Origin of the sequence: Corynebacterium sp. L4757, assembly GCF_043673995.1 — a bacterium.
In the GTDB taxonomy this organism is placed as follows: domain Bacteria; phylum Actinomycetota; class Actinomycetes; order Mycobacteriales; family Mycobacteriaceae; genus Corynebacterium.
In genome coordinates this window covers 500,280-525,919 of sequence record NZ_JBIMEN010000001.1, presented here as the reverse complement: position 1 = coordinate 525,919, position 25,640 = coordinate 500,280, and the positions used below count along the sequence as shown (strand labels likewise).

General features: G+C 54.1%; 22 protein-coding genes. 17 read left to right on the top strand and 5 right to left on the bottom strand.

What is annotated here, in order from left to right; translation table 11 throughout:
• A partial coding sequence (locus ACG98I_RS02410) for a biotin/lipoyl-containing protein (RefSeq protein ID WP_394718031.1) occupies positions 1 to 1,034 on the bottom strand: 1,034 nt, incomplete at its 3' end.
• Between the two features lie 325 nt (positions 1,035 to 1,359).
• Here ACG98I_RS02410 and ACG98I_RS02405 point away from each other — a divergent pair.
• Positions 1,360 to 1,764, top strand: coding sequence for an oxidoreductase (locus ACG98I_RS02405; protein WP_394718029.1), 405 nt, complete (start codon positions 1,360 to 1,362; stop codon positions 1,762 to 1,764).
• A gap of 162 nt (positions 1,765 to 1,926) precedes the next feature.
• On the opposite strand, the gene ACG98I_RS02400 is transcribed toward ACG98I_RS02405, so the two are convergent.
• The gene (locus tag ACG98I_RS02400; protein ID WP_394718027.1) at positions 1,927 to 3,408 is read right to left on the bottom strand and encodes a leucyl aminopeptidase; all 1,482 of its coding nucleotides are present in this window, start codon (positions 3,406 to 3,408) and stop codon (positions 1,927 to 1,929) included.
• Between the two features lie 83 nt (positions 3,409 to 3,491).
• On the opposite strand from ACG98I_RS02400, the gene ACG98I_RS02395 reads away from it, so the two are divergent.
• Positions 3,492 to 4,592 carry a branched-chain amino acid aminotransferase gene (locus tag ACG98I_RS02395; protein ID WP_394718025.1) on the top strand — a complete coding sequence of 367 codons (1,101 nt, stop codon included), beginning with the start codon at positions 3,492 to 3,494 and terminating at the stop codon, positions 4,590 to 4,592.
• A gap of 68 nt (positions 4,593 to 4,660) precedes the next feature.
• Here the strand turns inward: ACG98I_RS02395 and ACG98I_RS02390 are convergent, their stop codons facing one another.
• Together ACG98I_RS02390 and ACG98I_RS02385 are read right to left on the bottom strand one after the other, a co-directional pair.
• Positions 4,661 to 5,662, bottom strand: a complete 1,002-nt coding sequence (locus ACG98I_RS02390) for a nicotinate-nucleotide--dimethylbenzimidazole phosphoribosyltransferase (RefSeq protein ID WP_394718022.1) — start codon at positions 5,660 to 5,662, stop codon at positions 4,661 to 4,663.
• 9 nt (positions 5,663 to 5,671) lie between these two features.
• The gene (locus tag ACG98I_RS02385; protein ID WP_394718020.1) at positions 5,672 to 6,382 is read right to left on the bottom strand and encodes a DUF3043 domain-containing protein; all 711 of its coding nucleotides are present in this window, start codon (positions 6,380 to 6,382) and stop codon (positions 5,672 to 5,674) included.
• A 280-nt stretch (positions 6,383 to 6,662) separates the two neighbouring features.
• Here ACG98I_RS02385 and ACG98I_RS02380 point away from each other — a divergent pair, with 280 nt between their 5' ends.
• Entirely contained in the window at positions 6,663 to 7,007 is a 345-nt protein-coding gene (locus ACG98I_RS02380; protein WP_394718018.1) for a HesB/IscA family protein, read from the top strand.
• A 155-nt stretch (positions 7,008 to 7,162) separates the two neighbouring features.
• Here the strand turns inward: ACG98I_RS02380 and asnB are convergent, their stop codons facing one another.
• The gene (asnB, locus tag ACG98I_RS02375) at positions 7,163 to 9,079 is read right to left on the bottom strand and encodes an asparagine synthase (glutamine-hydrolyzing) (RefSeq protein WP_394718017.1); all 1,917 of its coding nucleotides are present in this window, start codon (positions 9,077 to 9,079) and stop codon (positions 7,163 to 7,165) included.
• A gap of 383 nt (positions 9,080 to 9,462) precedes the next feature.
• On the opposite strand from asnB, the gene ACG98I_RS02370 reads away from it, so the two are divergent.
• The 14 genes from ACG98I_RS02370 to ACG98I_RS02305 all read left to right on the top strand — a co-directional run bounded on the left by ACG98I_RS02370 (position 9,463) and on the right by ACG98I_RS02305 (position 25,529).
• Positions 9,463 to 10,557 carry a cytochrome c oxidase subunit II gene (locus ACG98I_RS02370; RefSeq protein ID WP_394718015.1) on the top strand — a complete coding sequence of 365 codons (1,095 nt, stop codon included), beginning with the start codon at positions 9,463 to 9,465 and terminating at the stop codon, positions 10,555 to 10,557.
• A gap of 19 nt (positions 10,558 to 10,576) precedes the next feature.
• Positions 10,577 to 11,008: a cytochrome c oxidase subunit 4 gene (locus ACG98I_RS02365; RefSeq protein ID WP_394718013.1), complete on the top strand. Its 432-nt coding sequence runs from the start codon at positions 10,577 to 10,579 to the stop codon at positions 11,006 to 11,008.
• A 599-nt stretch (positions 11,009 to 11,607) separates the two neighbouring features.
• The gene (locus ACG98I_RS02360) at positions 11,608 to 12,192 is read left to right on the top strand and encodes a heme-copper oxidase subunit III (RefSeq protein ID WP_394718075.1); all 585 of its coding nucleotides are present in this window, start codon (positions 11,608 to 11,610) and stop codon (positions 12,190 to 12,192) included.
• 81 nt (positions 12,193 to 12,273) lie between these two features.
• Positions 12,274 to 13,167: a c-type cytochrome gene (locus tag ACG98I_RS02355; protein WP_394718073.1), complete on the top strand. Its 894-nt coding sequence runs from the start codon at positions 12,274 to 12,276 to the stop codon at positions 13,165 to 13,167.
• Complete coding sequence (locus ACG98I_RS02350) at positions 13,164 to 14,384, top strand: ubiquinol-cytochrome c reductase iron-sulfur subunit (RefSeq protein WP_394718011.1); 1,221 nt, start codon at positions 13,164 to 13,166, stop codon at positions 14,382 to 14,384. Before ACG98I_RS02355 ends, ACG98I_RS02350 begins: the two co-directional genes overlap by 4 nt.
• Complete coding sequence (locus ACG98I_RS02345; protein WP_394718010.1) at positions 14,384 to 16,006, top strand: cytochrome bc complex cytochrome b subunit; 1,623 nt, start codon at positions 14,384 to 14,386, stop codon at positions 16,004 to 16,006. The genes ACG98I_RS02350 and ACG98I_RS02345 overlap by 1 nt, the downstream gene beginning before the upstream one ends.
• A 1,439-nt stretch (positions 16,007 to 17,445) precedes the next feature.
• Positions 17,446 to 18,090 (top strand): C40 family peptidase, encoded by a 645-nt coding sequence (locus ACG98I_RS02340; RefSeq protein WP_394718008.1) that lies wholly within the window; start codon positions 17,446 to 17,448, stop codon positions 18,088 to 18,090.
• A 238-nt stretch (positions 18,091 to 18,328) separates the two neighbouring features.
• Positions 18,329 to 19,423, top strand: coding sequence for an NlpC/P60 family protein (locus tag ACG98I_RS02335; RefSeq protein ID WP_394718007.1), 1,095 nt, complete (start codon positions 18,329 to 18,331; stop codon positions 19,421 to 19,423).
• A 27-nt stretch (positions 19,424 to 19,450) separates the two neighbouring features.
• Positions 19,451 to 20,566, top strand: coding sequence for a glycosyltransferase family 4 protein (locus ACG98I_RS02330; protein ID WP_394718006.1), 1,116 nt, complete (start codon positions 19,451 to 19,453; stop codon positions 20,564 to 20,566).
• Positions 20,567 to 20,606: 40 nt separating this feature from the next.
• Positions 20,607 to 21,560 carry an ROK family protein gene (locus tag ACG98I_RS02325; protein WP_394718005.1) on the top strand — a complete coding sequence of 318 codons (954 nt, stop codon included), beginning with the start codon at positions 20,607 to 20,609 and terminating at the stop codon, positions 21,558 to 21,560.
• A gap of 74 nt (positions 21,561 to 21,634) precedes the next feature.
• Entirely contained in the window at positions 21,635 to 22,366 is a 732-nt protein-coding gene (locus ACG98I_RS02320; protein ID WP_394718072.1) for a lysophospholipid acyltransferase family protein, read from the top strand.
• Positions 22,367 to 22,368: 2 nt separating this feature from the next.
• On the top strand, positions 22,369 to 23,502 hold the full coding sequence (locus ACG98I_RS02315) for an acyltransferase family protein (RefSeq protein WP_394718003.1): 1,134 nt from the start codon (positions 22,369 to 22,371) through the stop codon (positions 23,500 to 23,502).
• A gap of 11 nt (positions 23,503 to 23,513) precedes the next feature.
• Entirely contained in the window at positions 23,514 to 24,020 is a 507-nt protein-coding gene (locus tag ACG98I_RS02310; RefSeq protein ID WP_394718001.1) for a polyadenylate-specific 3'-exoribonuclease AS, read from the top strand.
• A 120-nt stretch (positions 24,021 to 24,140) separates the two neighbouring features.
• On the top strand, positions 24,141 to 25,529 hold the full coding sequence (locus ACG98I_RS02305; protein ID WP_394718000.1) for a class II 3-deoxy-7-phosphoheptulonate synthase: 1,389 nt from the start codon (positions 24,141 to 24,143) through the stop codon (positions 25,527 to 25,529).
• Positions 25,530 to 25,640 lie beyond the last annotated feature (111 nt).

The following is a 25,640-nucleotide window of genomic DNA, read 5'->3' as shown; positions in this document are numbered from 1 at the left end:
TCTTCCTTGGCTGGAGCCTCTTGCTTTGCTGGCTCTTCCTTCTTTTCTTCTGCTGCTGGCTTGGCGTTGCCGTCGCCGATGCGTGCGATAACTGCGCCGACGTCGATGGTGTCGTCTTCGTCAGCGAGGATTTCTACCAGGGTGCCTGCGACTGGGGATGGGATCTCGGTGTCGACCTTGTCGGTGGAGACCTCGAGTAGTGGTTCGTCTACTTCGACGGTGTCGCCAACGGACTTCAGCCACTGGGTGATGGTGCCTTCGGTGACGGACTCACCGAGTTCTGGCATCTCCACATCGGTTGCGTCACCGGAAGCGTCAGAGGAGCCCGCATCATCAGAGGACTCGGAAGCAGCAGGTGCTTCTTCCTTGGCTGGAGCCTCTTGCTTTGCTGGCTCTTCCTTCTTTTCTTCTGCTGCTGGCTTGGCGTTGCCGTCGCCGATGCGTGCGATAACTGCGCCGACGTCGATGGTGTCGTCTTCGTCAGCGAGGATTTCTACCAGGGTGCCTGCGACTGGGGATGGGATCTCGGTGTCGACCTTGTCGGTGGAGACCTCGAGTAGTGGTTCGTCTACTTCGACGGTGTCGCCAACGGACTTCAGCCACTGGGTGATGGTGCCTTCGGTGACGGACTCACCGAGTTCTGGCATCTCCACATCGGTTGCGTCACCGGAAGCGTCAGAGGAGCCTGCATCATCAGAGGACTCGGAAGCAGCAGGTGCTTCTTCAGCAGCTGGCTCTTCCTTCTTTTCCTCAGCAGGTGCGTCATCAGAGGAGTCGGAGGAACCAGCAGATTCACCCTCCTCACCAATAATTGCGATAACTGAACCGACATCAATGGTGTCGTCTTCTTCAGCCTTGATTTCCAGCAGGGTGCCGGAAACAGGGGAAGGGATTTCAGTATCGACCTTGTCGGTAGAAACCTCGAGCAAAGGCTCATCGGCTTCGACGGTGTCACCGACAGACTTCAGCCACTGGGTAATCGTGCCCTCGGTTACGGACTCGCCCAGCTCGGGCATCTCAACGGAGTACGCCATGAGTAATAAGACTCCTTGAACATTGTAAGAATTTACGGAAGCTTTTAGCCCAGACTACCGCGTGAGTAAACCCAGCGCCTGCAGGATCCCACTTAAAGGTGAGTTATCAGTTCCTGTTAGCCCCGAATTAGCCCCGCGCGAGGCGGTTGGGTTGCTTTCAACAGCCTATTGTAAGGCGTGCTGACATTAAATGTTTCACCTAGGTCAAGAAGTTTGGTGATACAAAAGTTTGATCACGTCCCGAAGCGGGGTCTCCGGGCACATCAGGCCGTGAGGAATTCAGGCCTACTTCGTTGTCATGTCTGCATGACTAGGATGGGGTATTGTGTTTAATCCATTTCGCAGAAATAGGTCGAAGTCGACCTTGCGGCCACCGCGTGCCCCCGGTGAGACTATCCGCGAACCTGATGCGCAGGCGCTGCGCCAGTGGGTAGCCGGGCGCGCATTTGTCGAAGCATTCATCGAACCCGAAACTGTGGTCAATGAAATGTCGGTGGTTGTGGTCGACGAAAAAGGGGAGTTCATTCGCCGCCCCATCGGCGGGCCTAAAGGTATTGATGCCGTGGCCAAAGCCTTGGGCTGTCCGGTCTATGACGTGGAGGACACCGGCTACCCCCAGCGCATGCGCGAACGCTTGGAGCGCGAAAGGATCTTGCGCCGCCGCGAAGAACAGCGCCAGCGCCGCAAAGAATTCGAGGAACGCGAAGCTCGCAAACGTGGTGAAAGCTAAAGCTTTCACCACGTAAGGGAGGGGGTTCACCCCGTGAGGGAGGATTCCTCCCCGAGAAAGGGCTTTAAAAGTAATGGGCCTTCGCAGACCGTAAATCAATGTCAACGGTATGCGAAGGCTCTTTTTATTGCGTGACGCTAATTCCTTGAGGAAATAGGGACACTACTTGTTCTCAGAAATCTCCTTGAGTGCTGCGATGATGGTGCGCGCAGGAACGCCGGTTGCGCGTGGGGTGGTGTAGCCACGAGCAGCGCCACTATTCCATGACGGGCCAGCTACATCGATGTGTGCCCACTCGATATCTTCGCCAACGAACTTGGACAAGTAGGTGCCGGCGTACTGCATGCCGCCTTCGCGCTTAGCGTTGATATTGCGGATATCAGCAGCCTTGGACTTGATCTCTTCCTCATGCTCTTCCAGCAGTGGCACAGCCCAGGCGTTCTCGCCGACCTCGCGGCCGATTTCTGCGACGCGGTCGCGGAAGTCTTCAGAACCCATGACACCTGCGGTTCGTGAGCCCAGAGCGACCATCTGTGCACCGGTGAGGGTTGCGGTCTCAATGAGGTAATCCGGGTTGTCTTCGCTGGCACGCGCGATGGCATCGGCAAGCACCAAGCGGCCCTCGGCATCGGTGTTGAGCACCTCAGAGGTGATGCCGCCGTAGTGGGTAATGACATCGCCAGGACGGGTGGCATTGCCGGAAGGCATGTTCTCTGCCAAAGGCAGATAGGCGTTGACTTCAACGGCTAAGTTGAGCTTGGCTGCGGCGATGGTGGCGCCGGCAACCGCTGCGGAGCCGCCCATGTCAGAAATCATGTCCCACATGCCAGCACCTGGCTTCAAAGAGATGCCGCCGGTGTCAAAGGTAATGCCCTTTCCCACCAAGGCCACGGACTTCTTTGCCTTCTTTGGGTTCCAAGACAGGCGGACCAAACGTGGTGGGCGCTCGGAGCCTTGTCCGACAGATAAAATGCCGCCGAAGCCCTGCTTCTTCAATTCCTTCTCATCGAGGACCTCAACCTCAAGTCCCGCTTCGGTGGCCTGCTTCTTGAGGTACTTGGCATAAGACTCCGGGTAGAGCTCATTGGATGGGGTATTGGTCAAGGTGCGAGCAAAGGCAACGGCCTCAGCACCGATGACGGCGGCATCAAATTCAGCCTTGTCTTCCTTGGAGACCACGGTGATCTTCGCTGGTGCCTCATCCTCTTCGGCATCGGTGGAGCGAATGCCGCGGGTGGAGTAGCCGCCCAGAATTAGGCCTTCGACCGCTGGGGTGAGACCAAAATCAGCGATGGTGGTTGCCACGTGCTTTTCACCGCGCAATGCGCGTGCGGCCGTACCGGCAGCGCGGCGCAGGGTTTCATCGTCCAGTTTTTCTGGATTACCCAAACCAACCGCAACGAGTGAGTCAGCCTTGACGCCTTTTGGTGCAGGGATGCGGGTGATTTCACCATTGGTGCCCTTGGCACCCACAGCCGTTAGAGACTCAAGAGTGGATTTTAATTCAGAGCCTGAAAGCAGAGCGGTACCTGGGATCTCCAGGCCTTCCTCGCCTTGAAATACGGCGATAACCAGTAGATTCGCCTTTGATGGAGCCTTCTTTTCTAGCTTTACGGTCGGCAAAGCTGATGCCACGACAGTCACGTGTATGTCCTCCTAGAGTAGGTTTTAGAAAATTACCTAACCACCAAGCTTAACCAAATAAGCGAAGGAGTAGATTAGTAGTCATGACTTCGCTTACATATTCCGTAACTCAGAACCCACACCCCACCTCGAGCGAAAAGTTGGCGGAAATTCTGGAGAATCCAGGATTCGGTCATTATTTCACCGATCACATGGTGACCATTGATTGGAATGAAGAAGAGGGCTGGCATGATGCACAGGTTCGTCCTTATGAGCCAATCGCAATGGATCCAGCATCCACTGTTTTTCACTATGGCCAGGCCATCTTTGAAGGCATCAAGGCCTACCGTCAGGAAGACGGCTCCGTAGTTACCTTCCGTCCGGAGCAAAATGGTCAGCGCATGGAGCGCTCGGCTACGCGTATGGCAATGCCGCCATTGCCTGCCGATGAGTTCGTGGACTCCCTTGAGCAACTCGTTGCGGTTGATGAGGCATGGGTCCCCGCTGCGGGTGGCGAAGCCTCCCTGTACTTGCGTCCATTCATGATTTCTACCGAAGTCTCGCTGGGTGTTGCACCGTCAAATTCTTATCGATACATGGTGATCGCTTCTCCAGCAGGCGCCTACTTCAAGGGCGGCGTCAAGCCCGTCTCCGTATGGCTGTCTACTGACTACATCCGTGCTGCACCTGGTGGCACCGGTGAAGCTAAATTCGCTGGTAATTATGCTGGTTCCTTGCTGGCGCAGGCTCAGGCGGAAGAGAAGGGCTGCGACCAGGTTGTCTGGCTGGATGGCGTGGAGCGCAAGTACATCGAGGAAATGGGCGGAATGAACCTCGGTTTCATCTATGGATCCGGTGAAAACGCCAAGCTGGTCACCCCTGAGCTTTCCGGCTCTTTGCTGCCCGGCGTGACCCGTGATTCCTTGCTCCAGGTAGCTAAGGACATGGGGCTGGAGGTTGAAGAGCGTCGCATTACTGCCGAAGAATGGCGCGATGATGTCGCCTCTGGTGCGATGACCGAGGCCTTTGCATGCGGCACCGCAGCAGTTATCACCCCAGTTGGCAAGGTCTTGGGACATGAGGGTGAATTCGTGGTCAATAACAATGAGCCCGGTGATATCACCATGGCTTTGCGTGAGCGTCTGACCGGCATCCAGCATGGCGCCGTGGAAGATACCCACAACTGGCTGCACAAGCTCGCTTAATATTACGAGCCTTTGTTAAAACACAGAAGAACTCCTAGCAGGGCGTACATGCTTGCTAGGAGTTCTTCTTAGTCTTCGAGCGCTTGGGAAATTACGGTGACTTCATCGGCGATGAGCTCTACGCTGGAGCGGATCATCGGCAATGCAACTAGTCCGCCTAGGCCTTGGCCGGTGGACATATCCAGATTGAGCAGGGGAGTCAGGCTTAAATCCTGCAACGCTAGGACATGCGCGGGCTCAGCGGTGATATCGGCAGCACAGCACCACGCTTGAGTACCAGGAGCAAGGCGCTCGGCGACGGCAGCAGCGACGGCGCTGAACATGCCCGAGATCAAGACCGGAGTACGGCGGCTGGCAGCCTGCGCAATGAGCGCAGCTTCCGCAACCAAGTCAGCATTACCAATGACTTGAAGCAACTCTTTCGGGCTCGTGGCAAAATTACGTGCCCTAAACATTGCGTCACGGATGACAGCAACTTTTGTCTTCCACATCGCATCGGTTGTGCCGGAACCAGGACCGACGATGGCCACTGGTTCTGTCCGCGTCAATACCCCCATCACCGCGGCAGCAACGGTGGTATTAGCAACGGTCAGGTCAGCCGGAATCAGCAGATCTGCGCCGGAATCAATTTCCCGATTAGCGGTATCCACACCCTTTTGTAGGGCCGTGGCAAAGTCCTCGGAGCTTAAAGCATTTTCTGCATCGATCGCACCGGCGGTGAGGTCTAAAATCACAAGCTCGACGGAGGCATCGGCAGCAATTGCTAAACGATGAATCGGGCCCGCATTATTGTTGACTTCTTCGATTTGCTCCGAGGTGGCCTCGGGAGCATAAGCCGAGAGCCCATGGCCTTCGAAGGTGCGGTGCGCAATCGCGTTTTCACTAGCGAAAACAATCACGCGTGGGCGCTTCAACGGAGTAGCCGGAACGTTGTCTTGGCAGCCAGCCAACCACACAGCGGGGGCAGCGAATGCACCATAACTGGCACCGCGGGGCGTTGCGCCCAATGCGGTAGCAACAGCTAGTTGCGCTTGAGAGTCTGGTGCGGGAACTGCAGAAAATTCGACCATGGGTAAATATTAACGCTGAACTCGTGGGCGCGGGGTGCGCCACTTATAAGGCTGGGTCGCGCGTGAATAGGCGTAAAAGCCCAAGCTGACGCCTGCCTCAGTAGTGCCTGGGAATGCGGCACGAACCGCCTTATTGGAGGAACGGCCCAGGTAAATGCCCTCAACCAGCAGAACCACAATGAACAACATCGCTAGGATGGATGCGATATTCGCAAACGCTGGGGCCACAGTGCCGAGGAACATAATCAGCAGCATGATGAGAGCTGCCGGCATTGCCCACTCATTGATGAAGCGGCGGGAATCCACCCAATCGCGAACGAAGCCACGAACTTCACCCTTATCACGCGGCATCAGGTAGCGCTCATCACCGGACGCCATGCGCTCCTGCGTGATGCGGTTTTGCTCCCTGCGCTCTTCGCGCTCTTTCTTTTTATATTCTTTCCATTCCTCTTTGGACATGGACTGCTTCAAAGCCTTACGGTTTGACGCCATCTGCGCAGATGACATGCCGCGTGGGTCGCGCTTGACGCCCTTCGCGATCTCTTGCTCATCGCGCTTTGGGGTTGGGCGACCTTTAGGAGGGGTATAGCCCTTCGGTAGTGCTGGGCCTTCTTGCTGATCACCCAGGTCGGAGTTCCCGTCCGCATTACGCGCGCCTTGAGCATTCGCGGAATCGGAGGAACTATCTGAATCTTTATCTTTTTGCCACGGTAACTTCACATAACTTAGGTTACAAGGCTTTAAATAGAAGTTGGGAATAGCCTCGGCACAAGGTGTGTTGAGTAGAGTAACCCTTCCCAGACTTGGATGGATTAGAGACAAAAAGTCAGTATCTATTAGTGCCTACCTGGTGTCGACCTTTTGCCTTTATTGAATTCGGAGTAGGGTGGAGGCCATATCAGCTTTCATGTAATGGACACTTTAAGTGTTCGAATTATGATGGCGACATAACGACTTTTACTCAATACGACTCACACTCGTTCCAGTTAGGGGAGAAAACATGACTGCTCCAGCATCTGCAACCGGCGTAATTTTGACTGAGGCTGCTGCTTCTAAGGCTAAGTCTTTGCTTGACCAGGAAGGCCGCGACGACCTCTCCTTGCGCATTGCCGTACAGCCGGGCGGCTGCGCTGGTCTGCGTTACCAGCTGTACTTCGATGACCGCACCCTCGATGGTGACAAGGTTGACTCCATCGGCGGCGTCAGCTTGGTGGTTGACAAGATGAGCGTTCCTTACCTGATGGGCGCAAAGATTGACTTCGCAGACACCATCGAACAGCAGGGCTTTACCATCGATAACCCTAACGCTGGCGGCTCCTGCGCTTGTGGTGACTCCTTCAACTAAGGTGTCACCGTGAAAAGTTTCTAACTAAACTTTTCACGCCGAGCACGTAAGAAAGAACAAGGCCGGTCTGTTGCACATCATGTGTGACAGACCGGCCTTGTTATTGACTCCTTCTTGCTCCCTCCGAGTACTAGCGCCGGAGGGAGCAGCTCATGTTAGAGCTTGATGGGGTAGTCGCGGCGCTCAATCTCCGGGTCGATGCGTTCTTCGACGAAGATGCCGTGCCAGATCATGAAAGAAAGCACGGTCCACAGACGTCGTGAGTGATCGGAGATGCCATCGCGGTGTTCCTTGAGCATCTCCAGAACGGCTGCGCGGTCAAAGATGTCATCGGTCTGTGATTCATTGATGGTGTCCTGTGCCCAGCCAAAGAGTTCATCTCCGGCAAGCCAGTGGCGCATTGGCACTGGGAAGCCCAGCTTCTTTCGGTGCAAGACGTGTCCTGGGACGATCTGCTCGAGCGCCTTTCGCAGCGCGTACTTGGTGGTGCCATGAGAAATCTTGTACTCATGTGGAATGGACTCAGCGACGCGGAAGACTTCCTTATCCAAGAAAGGCACGCGCAACTCGAGAGAGTTAGCCATATTCATCTTGTCAGCCTTGACCAGGATGTCGCCGCGCATCCAAGTAAACAAGTCCAAGTGCTGCATGCGCGCCACCGGATCCATGTGCTCTGACTGTGCATAGATCGGTGCGGTGACTTCTTCGTGGTTCCATTCTGGACGTGCCCAAGGAATGACGCGCTTCATTTGCTCAAAATTGAAGGAGCGCGCGTTGCCGTAGTAGCGCTGTTCCATAGTCATCGAGCCGCGCTCGAGCAAAGACTTACCCTTCATTCCATCCGGAAGAACACGAGAGAGTTTGCCCAGGCCCTGACGCAGTGGGGAAGGGATCTTCTCAAATGGGGCAAGGGAGAGCGGTTCCTTATAAATGGTGTAGCCGCCGAAGAGTTCATCTGCGCCCTCGCCGGAAAGAACCACTTTGACGTACTTGCGGGCTTCTGCCGCAACGAAGTACAGCGGCACGAGGGATGGGTCTGCAACGGGGTTGTCGAGATACCACATGATTTTCGGAATAGCAGCGGCATATTCTTCGGGGGAGACCACCTTGACGATGTGCTCAGCGCCGATCGCCTCAGCAGATTCTGCTGCCACATCTACTTCGGAGTAGCCTTCGCGCTCGAAGCCCGTGGTAAAGGTCAGCAGGTTTGGATTGTGGCGCTTGGCCAACGCCGCAATAGCGGTGGAGTCGATGCCGCCTGAGAGGAAAGAGCCGACAGTAACATCTGCGCGCATATGCTTGGCCACGCTATCTTCCAGAGCATTAGCGATGTCATTGTAGAGCTTTTGTTCATCATTGACGGTCTTAGTCCGGAACTCAGGCTTGAAATAACGATCAGAAACAACGGTGCCGCCGGGGGTCAAAGTGACGGTGCAGCCGGATTCGACGCGACGAATATGTGAATGAAGGGACTCTGGCTCTGGTACGTACTGCAGGTCGATGTAGTGCTCAATCGCGCGCTTATCAAGCCCTAGGTCTAGATTTAGCGTATCTGCCATTTCTAGGATGGACTTCATCTCAGATGCGAAGACAGTGCCTGCGTCGGTGGTGGCGTAGTACAGCGGTTTGATGCCGAACTGGTCGCGTGCTGCGAACATGACCTTCTTTTCGGTATCCCAAATGACGATGCCGAACATGCCACGGAGGTGTTCGACCACGTCGCGGCCCCAGTGGTGGTATCCAACGACAATGGGCTCGCCATCGCCCTCAGTATTAAAGGTGTAGCCATAGCCCTGAAGCTCTTCACGCAATTCAATGTAGTTGTAGATTTCGCCGTTGAAGGTCATGGCGTAGCGTTCAGGATTTTCTTCAGGCCCCCACCTTAGAGGCTGGTGAGAATGCTCCAGGTCGATGATGGAGAGGCGGTTGAATCCGAAGACTGCGTCTTCATCATTCCAGGTACCAGCTGCGTCTGGCCCGCGGTGGTACATGCAATCTAGGCTGCCTTCGACTGCAGAAACATAGTCTGCAGCGGTGCCCTTTGCGGTGAGCATGCTCAAGAGTCCACACATAGGTGACTAGTACTCCTTCATATTTATGTCGCTAATTACTTGAGAATCAACTTTACGGCTACCGCCGTCAAAACTCTCATAGGGGCGCGCTAACAAAAGGCTTTCCCCTTAAAGGTGCAAACTTTCGGATGATGATCGATGATGTCTGTTGTGAATTGAATTACAGCAACTGTTCAGCTGGTGGGGGTGGTGATGAGCCATTCTGCAGGTGGGGCGGTAACATGCTTTCTGTATGCCACTCTCAGGTTGTTCTTATGCATTTTTTACCATGGTGAACAAAGCATAAGAACCAGCTTGAATGCATTATCCTCGATGGATAGGAATGTATTTTGCCCTGGCAAAAACATTTGGGAAGTTTGTGTGGACAGAAAGGTAGAACACACGTGGGACAGCGTAAAGAGCGCACCATTACCCGCAAAGCTGGGCTAGCAGGTGCTTTGGCACTGGCCGGCGCAGCATTGGCAGGCTGTGAGGTTGCTCCACCACAGGCAATGAGCAACATTTTGGGCTTTGGTTGGCCAGACGGCATCACCCCTGAGGCTCACGCTATGCACAACTACTGGATTTGGGTCTGGGTAGTTGCTTGGATCATCGGCATCATCATGTGGGGTCTCTTCCTCGTTGCCATCTTCCGCTGGTCTGCAAAGCGTGCGAAGAAGAAGGGCCTGGGCGAGTTCCCTAAGGCTCTGCAGTACAACGTGCCATTGGAAATTGGCCTCACGGTCGTTCCAGTCATCATCATTATGGCGCTGTTCTTCTTCAACGTTCAGGCGCAGCAGAAGGTTGTGGCCCTGGATAAGGATCCTCAGGTAACCGTTGACGTCACCGCATTCCAGTGGAACTGGAAGTTCGGTTACGCAAACTTGGGTTCTGAGATTTCTCCAACCGGCTCCGAGTACGACGGTCGCGATGAAGAGCGTCACGAGATTGCAGAAGCTTCTTCTGAGGATCCAGAGGAGATGACGAACTCGAACCCAATTCACGGTAAGTCCATGGGCGACCTTTCTTACTTGAACTACAACGAGATTGAGACCCTGGGTACTACCGAAGAGGTTCCAGTCTTGGTTCTGCCTACTGACACCGCAATCGAGTTCCGTCTGGCTTCCGGCGACGTTTCCCACTCCTTCTGGGTTCCAGAGTTCCTGTTTAAGCGCGATACCTACGCACACCCTGAGGCAAACCAGCAGGAGCGTAGCTTCCAGATTTCTGAAATTACCGAAGAGGGCGCATTCGTCGGTCGCTGTGCTGAGATGTGTGGTACCTACCACTCGATGATGAACTTCGAAATCCGTGCGATCAGCCCAGAAGCATTCGAAGAATACATGCAGTACCGCATGGACAATCCAGATGCTCCTAACTCTGAAGCACTTGCTTCTGTTGGTGAAGAGCCATACGCAACCAGCACCCAGCCATTCAACAGCTCCCGTTTGGGTACCCGCGAAGGCGACAACGCTGTTGACGCCAACGCACAGGTATAAGGAAAAGGGGTAAGTAATCATGCGCGCTAGTGCAAAAACCTTCTATTCAATTGGTGCCTACATCTTCGTCGCCCTCTTGGCGTATGTGTTTGGTACCGCCTTCATGGACAATGACGGCTCCATGATTGGTCCAGAGTACGTCGGTATCGTCGCTCTGACTCTGTCCTTCCTGTTCTGTCTGATGCTTGGTGGATACTTCCACATCACCTCCAAGGGCATTGACGTGCTCCCTGAGGACTGGGAAGAAGCAGAAGTTGAGGATGCTCAGGGCATCTACGGCTTCTTTGCTCCAAGCTCTATCTGGCCATTTGCTATGACGGCATCCATCGCCGTTCTTGGCTACGGTATTGTCTTCTTCTACCTGTGGATGATTGCCCTGGGTGCCGTAATGCTCCTGTGGTCAACTACCATGCTGTCTCTGCAGTATGGCCTTCCAAAGGAAAAGCACTAATTTTTCAGTGCTCTAAGGATTAGCTTCCCGCCAAACTTCACAAAGCCCCCTATCCACGCCCACGTGGATAGGGGGCTTTGGCGTTGCGTCGGACGGCAGTCCCGAATAGTTCCCACGTATTTTGAGAATTCCGCAAAGCAGGCAGAAAATCTCGAAACCGGACAACGAAAACAGGGGAGAGGTAGCCCCGTGCTCCGGCATCAAATTGACAAAATAGCATGTCAATGGACATTTCAGATCGGGGGTCAACCGAAAGTTGCAACGGCCCAAAATTGCGGTATATGCCGATGTGATCTTTCTTACAGGACTCGCTGTCGAAAGTGGTTGCAAAAGGCTGAGTATGCGTTGCGGGCAAATGCTCAGGAGAAGAGCATTATTTAACACTTCCTTGAGTCAATTCAATGACCAGCAGGAATGCGCAGCTTTTTAAGGGGAAAATCTGTCACTGAACTTGGCAATACCGATAGGTTTTCAAAAAGTCTGGCGATCCCCTGAAAAAGGTCTAAAAGGGAACTTGATGGAGCGGGGGGAAGGAGATGACTTAATGGTCAAAAGCAGTCATACTGTTAAGCGTGACGAGCGCAGTTTCAAACCAGAATATGGCAGCACCACGTGTTGCCACGCTGAACCGACCCAATTTGGTCAGCGTGGGCACCATCGTGTTCCTGTCCCAGGAATTGATGTTCTTCGCCGGATTGTTCGCGATGTGGTTCACATCGCGCGCTAACGGCCAGAGTGGCGATTGGGCAGAGCAAACCGCAATGCTTAATGTGCCAATGGGTACCTTGATCACCGCGATCTTGGTCCTCTCTTCCGTTACATCGCAAATCGGCGTCTTCGCAGCTGAAAGGGGTGACGTATATAAGCTTCGCGTTTGGTACGGAGTGACCATCGCACTGGGTGTAGTCTTCATCGGCATTGTTGGCTACGAGTGGTACGAGATGATCCACCACGGTGTGACGATTCAGTCCAGCGTGTTCGGCTCAGTCTTCTACATTCTGACTGGCTTCCACGCAATTCACGTAACAGCAGGCATCTTGGCCTTCGTGGTCATTTTGCTGCGTACTGCTAAATCCAAGTTCACGCCAGCACAGGCAACTGCAGCAATGGCAGTTTCTTACTACTGGCACTTTGTGGACGTTATTTGGATTGGCGTGTTTGTCGTTATCTACCTGATTCAGTAGACCGCTTAACAACGGGCTTCAGACTTAAACGACGGCCTACAGCCAATCGCTTTCCGCGAACGAACATTTATAAGGAAAATGATGGAAACCAATTCCACCCCAGTGCCAGAGCAGGAAGGCACCCAGCCTTCTGCCGAGGCTAAAAAGACGCGGCGAGGCCGCAAGGTAAAGCGAACCCTTGCGGGTGCATTCGCTTTGGCCGTTGGTCTTACCGGTGCTGGCGTGCTTGCGACCGCGTTGACCCCAGACGCACAGGTTGCAACAGCACAGCGTGATGACCAGGCTCTCATCCAAGAGGGCAACGATATCTACGACGTTGCATGTATTACTTGCCACGGCGCTAACCTTCAGGGTGTTCAGGACCGCGGTCCTTCACTCGTCGGTATCGGTGCTGGCGCAGTTTACTTCCAGGTCCACTCCGGTCGTATGCCGATGATGTCTAACGACGCTCAGGCTGAGCGCAAGACTCCTCGCTACACCGAGCAGCAGACCCTCGCATTGGCAGCATTCGTCGCTGCTAATGGTGGCGGCCCAGATATCGTGTACAACGAAGACGGCACCATCGCAATGGAGGAGCTGCGCGGCGCCAACTACAACGGTCAGATTCAGGCCGAGGATGTAGCTAAGGGTTCCGAGCTTTTCCGCATGAACTGTGCGTCCTGCCACAACTTCACCGGTCAGGGCGGCGCGCTTTCCTCCGGTAAGTATGCACCGCCACTGGATCCTGCAAATGAGCAGGAAATCTACCAGGCAATGCTGACTGGCCCACAGAACATGCCTAAGTTCTCCGACCGTCAGCTCACCGCTGATGAGAAGAAGGACATCATCGCCTACATCAAGTCTGCAGGCGAGACTCCTTCTCCAGCAGGTTGGGACCTTGGTGGTCTTGGTCCAGTAGCTGAAGGCTTGGCTATGTGGATTATCGGTATCACTGCACTGTGTGCAGCTGCTATGTGGATGGGATCGCGTTCATGAGTAATGTAAAGAAGAATTACACCGATGAAGAACTAAAGGGCATGAGCAACGAAGAGCTCGCAACCCTTGGTACTGAACTCGATGACGTTACCGTTGCATTCCGCAAGGAGCGTTTCCCAATCGCCGGCGACCCAGCTGAAAAGCGCGCCGCTCGCGGCATCAACATCTGGTTGGTTATTTCGGTAATCAGCGCATTGGCATTCCTTGGCGTCTACATCTTCTGGCCTTGGGAATTCCAAATGCTGGGCGACGAGGGTCTGATTTGGCACACCCTGTACACCCCACTGCTTGGTCTTACCGCAGGTATTTCCATCATTGCGTTGGGCGTTGCGGTCGTGCAGTTTGTTAAGCGCCTCATGCCGGAGGAGATTTCGGTACAGCGTCGCCACGATGGTCCTTCCGAGGAAGTCGACCGTCAGACCCTGACCGCTTTGCTCAACGACTCCTGGAAGACCTCTACTCTGGGTCGCCGTAAGACCATGCAGGGTCTACTCGGTGGTGCAGCAGTACTGTTCGGCCTTGTTGTTGTTGCGCCTCTCGGAGGCATGATTCAGGATCCATGGCGCAAGCGTCATGAGTTGAACTACATGGGTGACGGCACCCTGTGGACCTCCGGTTGGACCCTGCACGAGAACGGTGTCAAGCTGTACCTTGCTCGTGATACCGGTACCATTGCGGAATACCACGAGGGTGAGTCCGGTGCTCACTACACCACCCAGGGCGTTTCCCGTCTGGTTCGCGTCCGTGCAGAGGACCTGGCAGCCGGCGGCATGGAAACCGTATTCCCATTGGCTGAGTCCGATGTGAATGATGGCGACCGTTACGACCCACAGGCTGATGTGTACGAGAACCACATGCACTCCATCCACGGTAACCGTAACGCTGTGATGCTTATCCGTCTTCGCCACGAAGATGCGCAGAAGGCGATTGAGCGCGAAGGTCAGGAAGACTTCCACCACGGCGACTACTACGCTTACTCAAAGATCTGTACCCACATCGGTTGCCCGACCTCTCTGTACGAGGCTCAGACCAACCGCATCCTGTGCCCATGCCACCAGTCGCAGTTCGACGCGTTGCACTACGGTAAGCCAGTCTTCGGACCAGCTGCTCGTGCATTGCCTCAGCTGCCAATCACCGTGGACGAAGAGGGCTACCTCGTTGCACAGGGCAACTTCATTGAGCCAATCGGCCCGGCATTCTGGGAGCGTAAGTCATAATGAGCACTAAACTCGGAAATATTGGTAATAACGTTGACTCCCGCCTTCCAGTAGCTGGTGTCGTACGTACTCAGATTAATAAGGTCTTCCCGACCCACTGGTCCTTCATGCTGGGTGAGGTGGCTCTTTACAGCTTCATCATCTTGCTGCTGACCGGTGTCTACCTGGCACTGTTCTTCGATCCTTCCATTACGAAGGTCATCTACGACGGTGCATACACTCCGCTGAACGGCGTTGAGATGTCACGTGCTTATGCAACTGCACTTGATATTTCCTTCGAGGTTCGCGGTGGCCTGTTTGTTCGCCAGATGCACCACTGGGCAGCATTGATGTTCATGCTCGCCATGGTTGCTCACATGGGCCGCATCTTCTTCACCGGCGCATTCCGTCGTCCACGTGAAGCAAACTGGATCATTGGTTGTTCCTTGATTCTGCTGGGCATGGTTGAGGGCTTCCTCGGCTACTCCCTTCCTGATGACCTGCTCTCCGGTGTTGGTCTGCGTATTGCATCCGCTATCATCTTGGGCTTGCCAATCATTGGTACCTGGCTGCACTGGGGCATCTTCGGTGGCGACTTCCCATCCGATTTGATGCTTGACCGTTTCTACATCCTCCACGTTCTGATCCTGCCGGGCATCATCCTTGGCTTGATTGCAGCGCACGTTCTTCTGGTTTGGTTCCAGAAGCACACCCAGTTCCCTGGACCTGGTCGCGCTGAGAACAACGTCGTTGGTGTTCGAATTCTCCCAGTCTTCGCTACCAAGGCAATCGGCATGGGTCTCATGACCGCTGGTGTTCTTGCACTGATGTCCGGTCTGTTCACCATTAACGCAATCTGGAACTTGGGACCATACAATCCTTCCCAGGTTTCCGCGGGTTCACAGCCTGATATCTACATGCTGTGGACAGATGGTATGGCTCGTATCCTCCCAGCGTGGGAGCTCTATTTGGGCAACTACACCATCCCATCCGCATTCTGGGTTGCACTGCTCTGTGGTGCTCTTGTTGTCCTGCTGATTTCTTACCCATTCATTGAGAAGAAGCTCACCGGCGACGATGCGCACCACAACCTGCTGCAGCGTCCACGCGACGTTCCAGTTCGTTCCGGTATCGGTGCAATGGCAATCACCTTCTTCCTGTTGATCACCATGTCCGGTGGTAACGACCACGTGGCTCACTTCTTCCAGATTTCTCTGAATGCAATGACCTGGGTTGGTCGTATTGGCCTTCTGGTTCTGCCTCCACTGGCTTACTGGATTACCTACTCGGTTTGCGTTGGTCTGCAGCGTTCTGACCATGAGGTTCTGGAGCACGGCATCGAGACCGGTATCATCAAGCAGATGCCTAATGGTGCATTCATCGAGGTTCACCAGCCACTGGGGCCTGTTGATGAGAATGGCCACGCAGTCCCACTCGAGTACTCCGGTTCTTATGTTCCGAAGCAGCTCAACCAGTTGGGTGTCGCTGACTCCGAGACTCAGGGTACTTTCTCCCCAGATGATCCTGAGCTGATGAAGCGTGTGCACGACCACCACGCTGATAACCAGGCAGAGGAAGCAGATATGCTGCGTCGTCTGAACGAGGCTAACCGTCGTGAAGACGAAGAAAACGGCCGCATCTAATCCTCTTAAGGTTTAGAAACTTATAAAGCGCTCACAACCCCGCTGCACTTACTTCTATCAAGAAGTTGGGCAGCGGGGTTTCGCTTTGTCTTATGAAGCTTAATGCTTGGAGTGCGCTCACAAACGATAATGCGCGTCAGGGCATTTCGTTCCGTAACGCATCGGTGGTGTGCTTCTCACCGCGTTAGGGGCAGCCATTGACTGCTGCGGGGTACTAGTCGGACTGTGAGCGATTTCCGCCTTATCCAAATATGGAGCCGCTTGTGGTCATTTAGTGGGGCAGTACGCGGTCCCCAGCTTGGTACCCGTGGTGGCGACATTGGCCCCTAGGGTCTGGTTGCTTTATTTATGTGGCGAGATTAATGCAAATCTGGTGGCCGTACGAGCCTTGTGGCTTTCTCGGCCCGTGCAGCGTACTGGGGGATGGGACGCATTCCGTTTCTCCTTATATATAAGGAGTGCGTTGGGGAGATTGATCCACTTGTTCTGCGTAAGACAGGAAGGTTCTGCAGGACTGTGGAGTGGGCTCTAAGGCACTAATTCCCTGACTCGGCTTTGGGGTCACAGTATGGGCCTCAACTGCTTTAGAACCTTCATAGAAAGGCTAAGTCTATGGCTCTTCGTATATGACCGCAGGCGGCGTTTGTGCGCTCCCTGGCACACATGATTAAGAGTTGGTCACTCAGCGTCCCTCGCGCTATAACATGCGCAGTTTTATTCGGGAATCCGCTTTGCGGAATCTACAAGTGGTATTTGGCTCTGGCGCATAAGGCTTCAATGGTCTTTTGCAGGTCTCATCGAGTAGGGGACGACGAGACCTCGCTGTTCAAAAATGGGTGGAATGGACGGTTTCGCCTTGTGACGCTTGGTCAATTTGGGGTTAATGTGGCGTGGTGGTGATCAAAGACACATTGGGGATCGTATATGGCGCGCAGGTCGGAATTCTTTTCGATTGTTCGGTAGTTTCCCGGTTGAATCTAGCTTTGGTCCGTGCAGGGTGTGCGGGGTTTTGTGGACTAATCACCTACGGGGAAGGTTTGTTTGGTGTTCTACCTAAGCTTGGGGAAATTTTGCGTTTCGGATTGATAACGGTCCGATAACAACGCGGCACGCGGTTCAAAACTCGACAAAATTCGTGATGGTTTCGTAATCTATTCGAGACATTGCGTTACCAACCGGGTAGCCAATTTGAATAACAACAACTTAAAGCGTCGCATCTGGTCCTGTCTGCTAAGTAGGCGGGGCCGAGCGGAGGAAGTCTTGAAGAGGAAGTCTTCCAAAGAACGTTAGGCCCAACCACAGGGGCCAGAGCTCTAATCCTCACTCGCTGAGAATTTAGAAGTTATTGATTGAGACCGTAAATGCCACGGAGCTCAAGAAGTAACTCTGATGCGAGAGATGTTTAGGGTAGACGCGCAGATAGATTTGGAGTTTATTTCGTGGCAAAGCATCGTCGTCAGAACGTTAAGAACGTTCGTCGTATTGCAGGCACCACCGCAGTAGCGGCAGTAGCGGCCCTCGGTGGTCCAGCAGCAGCAAACGCAGCAGAGGTCGTAGTTCCTAACACCGACTACGCTTTCAACGTCGAAGGTCTGGAAAACGTTCCAAACATCGATAAGGTGCCAAACATCGGCCAGTACGTGCCATCCTTGGATTCACAGAACAAGACCTCGCTGCAGGCGTCGGTTGAGTCCGCCAGCAACTACGCTTCTGAGGCTGCACCAAAGGCTGAAGAGAAGTCTGCAAACCAGAAGGTTGTTGACGCAGTCTATTCCAAGATTGGTTCCCCATATGGCTGGGGCTCCGCTGGCCCAAGCGCATTCGACTGCTCTGGCCTGACCTCCTGGGCATACGCTCAGGCTGGCAAGACCATCCCTCGTACCTCCCAGGCTCAGGCAGCGCAGGGCACCCCTGTTGCAATCTCTGACCTGCAGCCAGGCGATATCGTTGCTTACTACGGCGGCGCATCCCACGTTGCTATCTACGTTGGTAATGGCAAGATCGTTGACTCTTTGAACTCTGGTTCCACCGTTTCTGAGCGTCCACTGAACTACATGCCAATCCACTCTGCGGTACGTTTCTAACCTGCAGAAAGTGCTTTAGCGCCGAAAAGGCCCACGATATACACCTTGGATGTGTACATCGTGGGTCTTTTTGTATAGTTTATTGCTATGAAAATTTGCGGGCCCAGGCCTGTAGTGTTTGTGCAGGTCGTTGCCTGCTTGACGATAGGGCTTAACCTGCGACACACTAGCTAGATAATTGACGAAAACATTATTATAGTTACTTGAGTCTGTGGTGTTGTAATAGGAAAGTTTCATCGTGTCGGTTGTTTCTAGGTCTCATCGTGGCCGCCTTGTGGCTACTGTTTCCGCCTTTACCGTGTGTGCTGTTCTTGGCGCCCATGGTCTTATTGCTCCTGAAGCACAATCCCAAGAAGCTGAGAACGCGCACTCGGAGCATTATGATTCGAATGCCGCGCTCCCAGATGACATGGCAGGCCTGATCGACGAAGTGGGCAAGGTAGCCCGTGAAGTCTCGGCTAAAAATGAGGAAGTTAAAGCTCTAGAAGATGAGCTCTCAGCGAAAGAAGAAGAACTAGGGGAGCTGGAGGCACGGGCCCATCAGGCTCAGGTTGCCGCAGAAGACGCCGATGAGTTCCTCCGCCTCGAGCAGGAAAATATCGATGGTATTGCGCAATCCCGTTACCGCGGTGACACCTTGGACCCATTCATCGCAACACTTAACTCGAGTGACCCAACCAGCGCTGTAGAGCGCCTGGGCTACTTAGGTGCTATCTCGCGTGATGCACAGCGCTCACTTAATTCTATGGCTGAGTTATCCGCAGCAGCAGAAGCATCGCGGGCGGAAGCTGATGAGGCGGTTGCTGACGCGCTAGCTGCCAAGGACAAGTTGCAGCGTGAAAAGGATGCTGCGCTCGAGGAGCGTGCCGATTTGGAATCGCGCCAGCAGGATATCGAAGAACGTGTTGACTCCCTGAGCCCTGAATTGCGGGCGGCGTGGGAGAACCAGAACAGTCCAATTTCCATGACGGATTTGGCTGAGCTTGGTGAAAATGCCACCGGAGCGGTAGCAGCAGCGCTGTCTAAGCAGGGCTCACCATATTCCTGGGGTGCTTCCGGTCCTAGCGCTTTCGACTGCTCGGGTCTCATGTTCTGGGCTTATCAGCAGCAGGGCAAGACTATCCCGCGTACGTCGCAGGCTCAGATTTCTGGAGGTGCTTCCGTTCCCGTTGATCAGCTACAGCCAGGCGACATCGTGGGCTATTACCCAGGCGTTACCCACGTTGGCATGTATATCGGCAATGGTCAGGTAGTTCACGCATCCACCTATGGTGTCCCTGTGCAGGTGGTCCCGGTGGATTCGATGCCTATCACCGGCACCGCACGCTACTAGCATCTATCCGCTACTAGTATCTAAAGGGTGCGTACTCTTCTAGTCACTAATGATTTCCCGCCCACTATTGGCGGAATTCAGTCCTACCTGCGTGATTTTCTTGACTGTTTGAATCCTAAAGAGGTCGTGGTCTTTGCATCGACCCAAGATGAGCAGGCGGCAGACGAGTGGGATGCGGCATCACGCTATACGGTTATCCGTTGGCCGCGGAAGGTCATGCTGCCGACACCAGCGACCGCGAAGCGGATGCAGGAGATTATTCGCGAGTATGACATCGACACCGTGTGGTTTGGCGCAGCAGCGCCTCTAGCGCTGTTGGCGCAAGCCGCACGTCAGGCAGGCGCTAAGAAGGTGGTTGCCACCACTCATGGGCATGAGGTTGGCTGGTCCATGGTGCCAGGTGCGCGCCAAGCATTGCGCATTATTGGCAATAACTGTGATGCAATCACCTATATTTCCCAGTACACGTTGCGCCGCTTCCGCCGCGCATTTGGCCCGCATCCGAAGTGGGTGCACTTGCCCTCTGCTGTTACCGCTGACCTCTTTAACCCTCAGGACGGGGCAAAGGAGCATTTCCATCTGACCAATTCGCCCGAAGCGCCTGTCATCGTGTGCGTGTCACGTCTGGTTCCGCGTAAAGGCCAAGACCAATTGTTGCGTGCAATGCCGCTGGTGAAAGAGGCCATTCCCGGCGCACAATTGCTTATTATTGGCCGGGGGCGTTATCGCGCGACGTTGGAAACACTTGCAAAGATGTATGTCCCTCACGCAATCATTCAGGAAGCTAAAGACATGGAAGAATTGGCATTATCCTTTTCTGCCGGCGATATTTTTGCCATGCCGGTGCGTACCCGCGGTGGAGGTTTAGATGTGGAGGGCCTGGGCATTGTGTACCTTGAGGCCCAAGCGGCAGGACTGCCAGTTATTGCCGGAGACTCGGGCGGGGCTCCGGAGACCATCACGGGGGAGACCGGCGTGGTCATTGATGGCACCAATGTGCACATGCTTGCCGATTCCCTGATTAGCCTTCTTTCTGACCCTGAGCGTATGGCGCGGATGGGAAGCGCTGGGCGCAAACACGTGGAAAATAATTGGACGTGGGAGATCATGGGCCGCAGATTGCGTGAGACGTTGCGGCCGTGACGATTATCCAGAATGCTGATGGCCGTATATCCTATTGTTCATGAATAATGCTTCCCAGCAGCTCGTCTCGAGCCAGCTTGCCATCGGTTTTGATATCGGAGGCACCAACATTCGCGCTGGTGTCGTCGATGCAGAAGGCCAAGTGCTGGACACCCGCGAGGCAGCGACACCTAAGCATGCCGCTGATTTGGAAGAAAGCATCGAGAAGCTGGTCACCGAGTTGCGGGTGGACCATGACATTCAGGCAGTCGGCTTAGCCGTGGCTGGTTTCATTGACCCCACCTGCACCACAGTGCGCTTTGCACCGCACCTGCCATGGCGGAATGCGCCGGTCCGTGATTCCATTCAGGAAAGAATCGGGCTACCCGTGCGCCTTGAACATGATGCGAACTCAGCAGCGTGGGGCGAAAACCGTTTCGGTGCAGGCAAGGAAGCCCAAGACTGGGTGTTCTTTGCCATTGGTACGGGTATCGGCGCAACATTGATGGCCAAAGGCGAAATCTATCGTGGTGCCTTCGGGACCGCACCGGAATTTGGCCACTTGACAGTCGTTCCAGGCGGAAGAGAATGTTCTTGTGGCAAAGCTGGTTGTCTCGAGCGTTATGCCTCCGGAACTGCTCTGCCAGATATTGCGGTGGACTTAGGCTCGAAGTATGAATCGAGCCTGCCGGTCGTCCCAACCGGTGAAGAGATTGTTGCAGCGGCACGCGCAGGGGATCCCCTGGGCATCGCAGTCATGGAAGAATTCGGCACGTGGCTGGGACAAGGACTAGCGATGGTCGCTGATGTGTTAGATCCTGAGCTCATTGTGCTGGGCGGGGGAGTATCTCGCGCATCAGATCTGTATCTGGACATTGCGCGTCAAGGTATGCAAGACAATATTGTTGGTGCTGGATATCGCCAAGTTGCTGAGCTGAAAGTCGCAGATTTGGGCTCACAAGCGGGTATGATTGGTGCGGCTGATTTGGCCCGCGCATCCGTGTGCGTATCCTAATTATCAGTAACAGCGATAACGCTACATTTTCTAAATTCCCGCCCAGATAATTGAAGGATTGATCCGATATGGCTATGAAGAACCGGTGGTACTGGACGTTTAAGCATATTTTATTCGGCCCAGCCCTTCGTGTCTGGAATCGACCATGGAGCGAGGGAATTGAGAACCTTCCGAAGGAAGGCCCTGCCATTGTGGCGTCGAGTCACCAGGCGGTGATGGATTCATTCTATTTCCCACTAATGTGCCCGCGGCAGATGAAGTTCATTGCTAAGGCAGAATACTTTAATACCCCAGGATTTATCGGGCGTCTGCAGAAGTGGTTTTTTACTTCAGTCGGCCAAGTTCCTATTGATCGCTCTGCTCGAACTGCCGCCGAAGGCATGATGAACTCGGCACGCGAGATTCTTGAAGCCGGCGAGGTCTTTGGTATTTATCCAGAAGGCACTCGTTCACCCGATGGTCGTATCTACCGTGGACGCACCGGTATGGCTCGAGTGGCCATGGACACCGGCGTAGACGTCTATCCCGTTGCCATGTTCAATTCTCGCAAGGCGAACCCAATCGGTACTTGGATTCCCCGCCCAGTACGCGTTGGAACCCGCATGGGAGAGGCCATTAATCCCCATGAGTGGGCACAAGAAAATGATCTGGATCCAACGTCCCAGGAAGCCATCCGTGGGTTTACTGACTACTTCATGCATAAACTAGCTGAATTGGCTGAGCAACCATACGTTGATGTTTATGCATCTAACGTGAAAGAATCGCTGAAGAAGGGGAATGGATACCCGAAGGGCGCTGAGAAGTAATAGTGAGCTCCAAAGAAAGACTTGTATGGCCTGACGTAGCCAAGGGAATTTCGATCCTTGGCGTTGTCATGCTGCACGTCGGCATTGGCGTACCCGGTGGTGAGACCACGTGGCTATATCAGCTCAATACCTGGTTGGATCCTTTGCGGATGCCGCTATTTTTCGTGGTATCTGGCTATTTCTCCACGAAGGTTCTGCAGTACACCTTTAGGGATGTGCTGGTAAAACGCGTCTGGTATTTCGCGGTACCGTACATCATCTGGGTCACCATTGAATTGTGGACCAAGAACCTCGAATGGCGTTGGGTCTTTGGCAATGAACCATTGGGATGGCGTGAGCTAGGAATAAACCTGCTGCTCGGCCACAATATGGGCTGGTTCCTGCATGCGCTTATCGTCTTTAACCTGGTGTTGGTTGCTGCACGCAAGCTGCATCCGGCGGCCGCCATGCTGGTGAGCTTTGCTCCAGTGCTGCTCTTGCCTCTAAATGAGCACATCTATTTCATCGGCAAGGCATTGATGTACATGCCGTTATTCTTCGCCGGTGTCTACTTCCGTAGAGCCATCACAGCATTCGTGGATGCGATCTGCCGCTTGAGCATTCCCGCATTTACTTTCGCGGCCATTACCTACGCGGTGGGGTATTTCTCCCGCGGGTGGTGGAACCAATTCCAAGGTGAGATTGCCATCCCGTGGTATCTGCCGGGCATGGATTTCATGAATCATGAGGAAATCCTCTTGCTGGTCAGGTTCGTGGAGCAAACCTTCCAGTTGCCTATGGCCCTCGTGATGGCCGTAGGCATTGCTCACGTGCCTTATGTCTCGCACTTCTTCGCGTTTATTGGCCGCAATACTTTGCCGGTCTACTTAGGTCACCCGATTGCGATGACCGTGGGCTATCACTATGTCCAAATCCTCGGCGGCTGGGAGATTTCTCCCGATGCCACCGGGCTACTTTCGAGCACCTGGTTCTGGACCATCTACTGCATCATCCTGTGCGGTGCCGGCGGGCTCATGCTGTGGTCTATCTCCAAGGTGCCAGGCCTGGGATGGACGGTCTACCCACCGAGTCTTGCTAGCCTGCAGCAAAAGATTAGAAATGCCCCGGTGCTCAAGCTCGCGGTGGGCAAGCGCTAAGCTTAGTACTTGTGCGCTATTTCTACGACACTGAATTTATTGAAGACGGCCGAACCATTGAGCTCGTCTCCATCGGCATCGTCGCTGAGGATGGCCGTGAATACTACGCAGTGTCCACTGACTTTGACCCAGGTAAGGCAAATGCTTGGGTTCGTGAGAATGTTTTGGATAAGTTGCCCAGCCCGCGTGATGAAGTCTGGAAGTCTAAAGACACCATCCGCCGTGAGGTGCTGGAATTTCTCACCGCTGATAAATCTCCTATGCAGTTATGGGCCTGGGTAGGTGCCTATGATCACGTGGTTCTAGCGCAGCTGTGGGGCGATATGGCTGGTTTGCCTCGCGCTATTCCGCGTTATACTCGTGAGTTGCGCCAGTACTGGGAATTCGCCGGACGTCCGCAGCTGCCCGCCATTCCGGAGGGCAATCATGACGCCTTGGTCGATGCTCGTCATAATCTGGCGAAGTTCAAGATTTGCGCTGAAAAGCTTCCGTTGTCTCCAGGCAACCGCGCGGTGTGATCCCGCACTGCGGGCTGGTGCTGGCAGAAACGTGTCTCATCTTATGGGAAACGCCCCGATAGGGTAATTAATACGGACCAAGCGGTGTGACTACTTGACGTACGTGATTAAATAGTAGTTGTGAGCTGGACAGTAGATATCCCTAAAGACGTACTCCCTGATCTTCCACCATTGCCTGATGGCATCGAGGAAAAGTTTCAGGATGCCATCACGCGAGACGCGAAGCAGCAGCCAAATTGGGATCAAGCCCAAGCTGATAACGTCCGCAAGATCCTTGAATCAGTGCCGCCAATCGTGGTTGCACCAGAGGTAGAGGAACTAAAAACCAAGCTGGCTGATGTTGCCAACGGCAAGGCATTCTTGCTGCAGGGCGGTGACTGTGCGGAGACGTTTGAATCGAATACCGAACCACACATCCGCGGCAATATCCGTACCCTGCTGCAGATGGCAGTTGTGCTGACCTATGGTGCATCCACTCCGGTGGTCAAGCTGGCACGTATCGCGGGGCAGTACGCTAAGCCACGTTCTTCGGATTTCGATGGCAATGGTTTGCTCAACTACCGTGGTGACATCGTCAACGGTGTGGAACCCACTGAAGAAGCACGCCGTCATGACCCAGCGCGCATGATTCGTGCGTATGCGAACTCTTCGGCAGCTATGAACTTGGTCCGTGCGTTGACCAGCTCCGGAACTGCTGACCTTTACCGTCTGCATGACTGGAACCGTGAGTTCGTACAGTCGTCCCGCGCTGGTGCTCGCTATGAAGCATTGGCGAAGGAAATTGAAAACGGTCTGAACTTCATGACCGCGTGTGGTGTTTCTGATGAAACCCTGCGTGCAGCAACCATTTACTGCTCCCACGAGGCACTGCTTAAGGACTATGAGCGCTCCATGCTGCGTCTGGGGAAAGATAGCCGTGGTCAAACCAAGCTTTATGATCTTTCTGCACACCAAGTGTGGATCGGTGAGCGTACCCGTGGCATGGAAGACTTCCACGTCAACTTCGCCTCTCTCATTGGAAACCCAATTGGTTTGAAGATTGGTCCGGGCATCACCCCTGATGAGGCCGTCGCTTATGCTGAAAAGCTGGATCCACTGCGTGAGCCAGGTCGTTTGACCATGGTTACCCGTATGGGGCATGACCGCATCCGTACTGTGCTACCGGACATTATTCGTGCGGTTGAGAATTCTGGGCACAAGGTTGTGTGGCAGTCTGACCCAATGCACGGCAACACCTTCACCTCCTCGAATGGTTATAAAACCCGCCACTTCGACAAGGTTCTGGATGAGGTTCAGGGCTTCTTTGAGGTCCACCGCGAGCTGGGTACCCACCCAGGTGGCATCCACTTGGAGTTCACTGGTGAAGACGTCACTGAGTGCCTGGGTGGCGCTGATGACATCACTGATATTGACCTACCGGGCCGTTATGAGTCTGCGTGTGACCCACGCTTGAACACCCGCCAGTCACTCGAGCTGTCTTTTTTGGTTGCAGAAATGCTCCGCAACTAGGAGTCTGTTGCCCCCGGACAGGTAATTCGGGGATATACCTGCTCACCAGAGCTAGGAATTTTTAAAGGGTGACTGTTTTCCAAATTTATGGAAAACAGTCACCCTCTTTCA

What these genes read in the sequence shown, in the direction of transcription:
- ACG98I_RS02345 (WP_394718010.1), top strand. Translation starts at nt 14,384, where the DNA reads ATGAGCACTAAACTCGGAAATATTGGTAATAACGTTGACTCCCGCCTT.
- ACG98I_RS02380 (WP_394718018.1), top strand. Translation starts at nt 6,663, where the DNA reads ATGACTGCTCCAGCATCTGCAACCGGCGTAATTTTGACTGAGGCTGCT.
- ACG98I_RS02350 (WP_394718011.1), top strand. Translation starts at nt 13,164, where the DNA reads ATGAGTAATGTAAAGAAGAATTACACCGATGAAGAACTAAAGGGCATG.
- ACG98I_RS02320 (WP_394718072.1), top strand. Translation starts at nt 21,635, where the DNA reads ATGAAGAACCGGTGGTACTGGACGTTTAAGCATATTTTATTCGGCCCA.
- ACG98I_RS02355 (WP_394718073.1), top strand. Translation starts at nt 12,274, where the DNA reads ATGGAAACCAATTCCACCCCAGTGCCAGAGCAGGAAGGCACCCAGCCT.
- ACG98I_RS02360 (WP_394718075.1), top strand. Translation starts at nt 11,608, where the DNA reads ATGGCAGCACCACGTGTTGCCACGCTGAACCGACCCAATTTGGTCAGC.
- asnB (WP_394718017.1), bottom strand. Translation starts at nt 9,079, where the DNA reads ATGTGTGGACTCTTGAGCATGCTCACCGCAAAGGGCACCGCTGCAGAC.
- ACG98I_RS02395 (WP_394718025.1), top strand. Translation starts at nt 3,492, where the DNA reads ATGACTTCGCTTACATATTCCGTAACTCAGAACCCACACCCCACCTCG.
- ACG98I_RS02325 (WP_394718005.1), top strand. Translation starts at nt 20,607, where the DNA reads ATGAATAATGCTTCCCAGCAGCTCGTCTCGAGCCAGCTTGCCATCGGT.
- ACG98I_RS02365 (WP_394718013.1), top strand. Translation starts at nt 10,577, where the DNA reads ATGCGCGCTAGTGCAAAAACCTTCTATTCAATTGGTGCCTACATCTTC.
- ACG98I_RS02390 (WP_394718022.1), bottom strand. Translation starts at nt 5,662, where the DNA reads ATGGTCGAATTTTCTGCAGTTCCCGCACCAGACTCTCAAGCGCAACTA.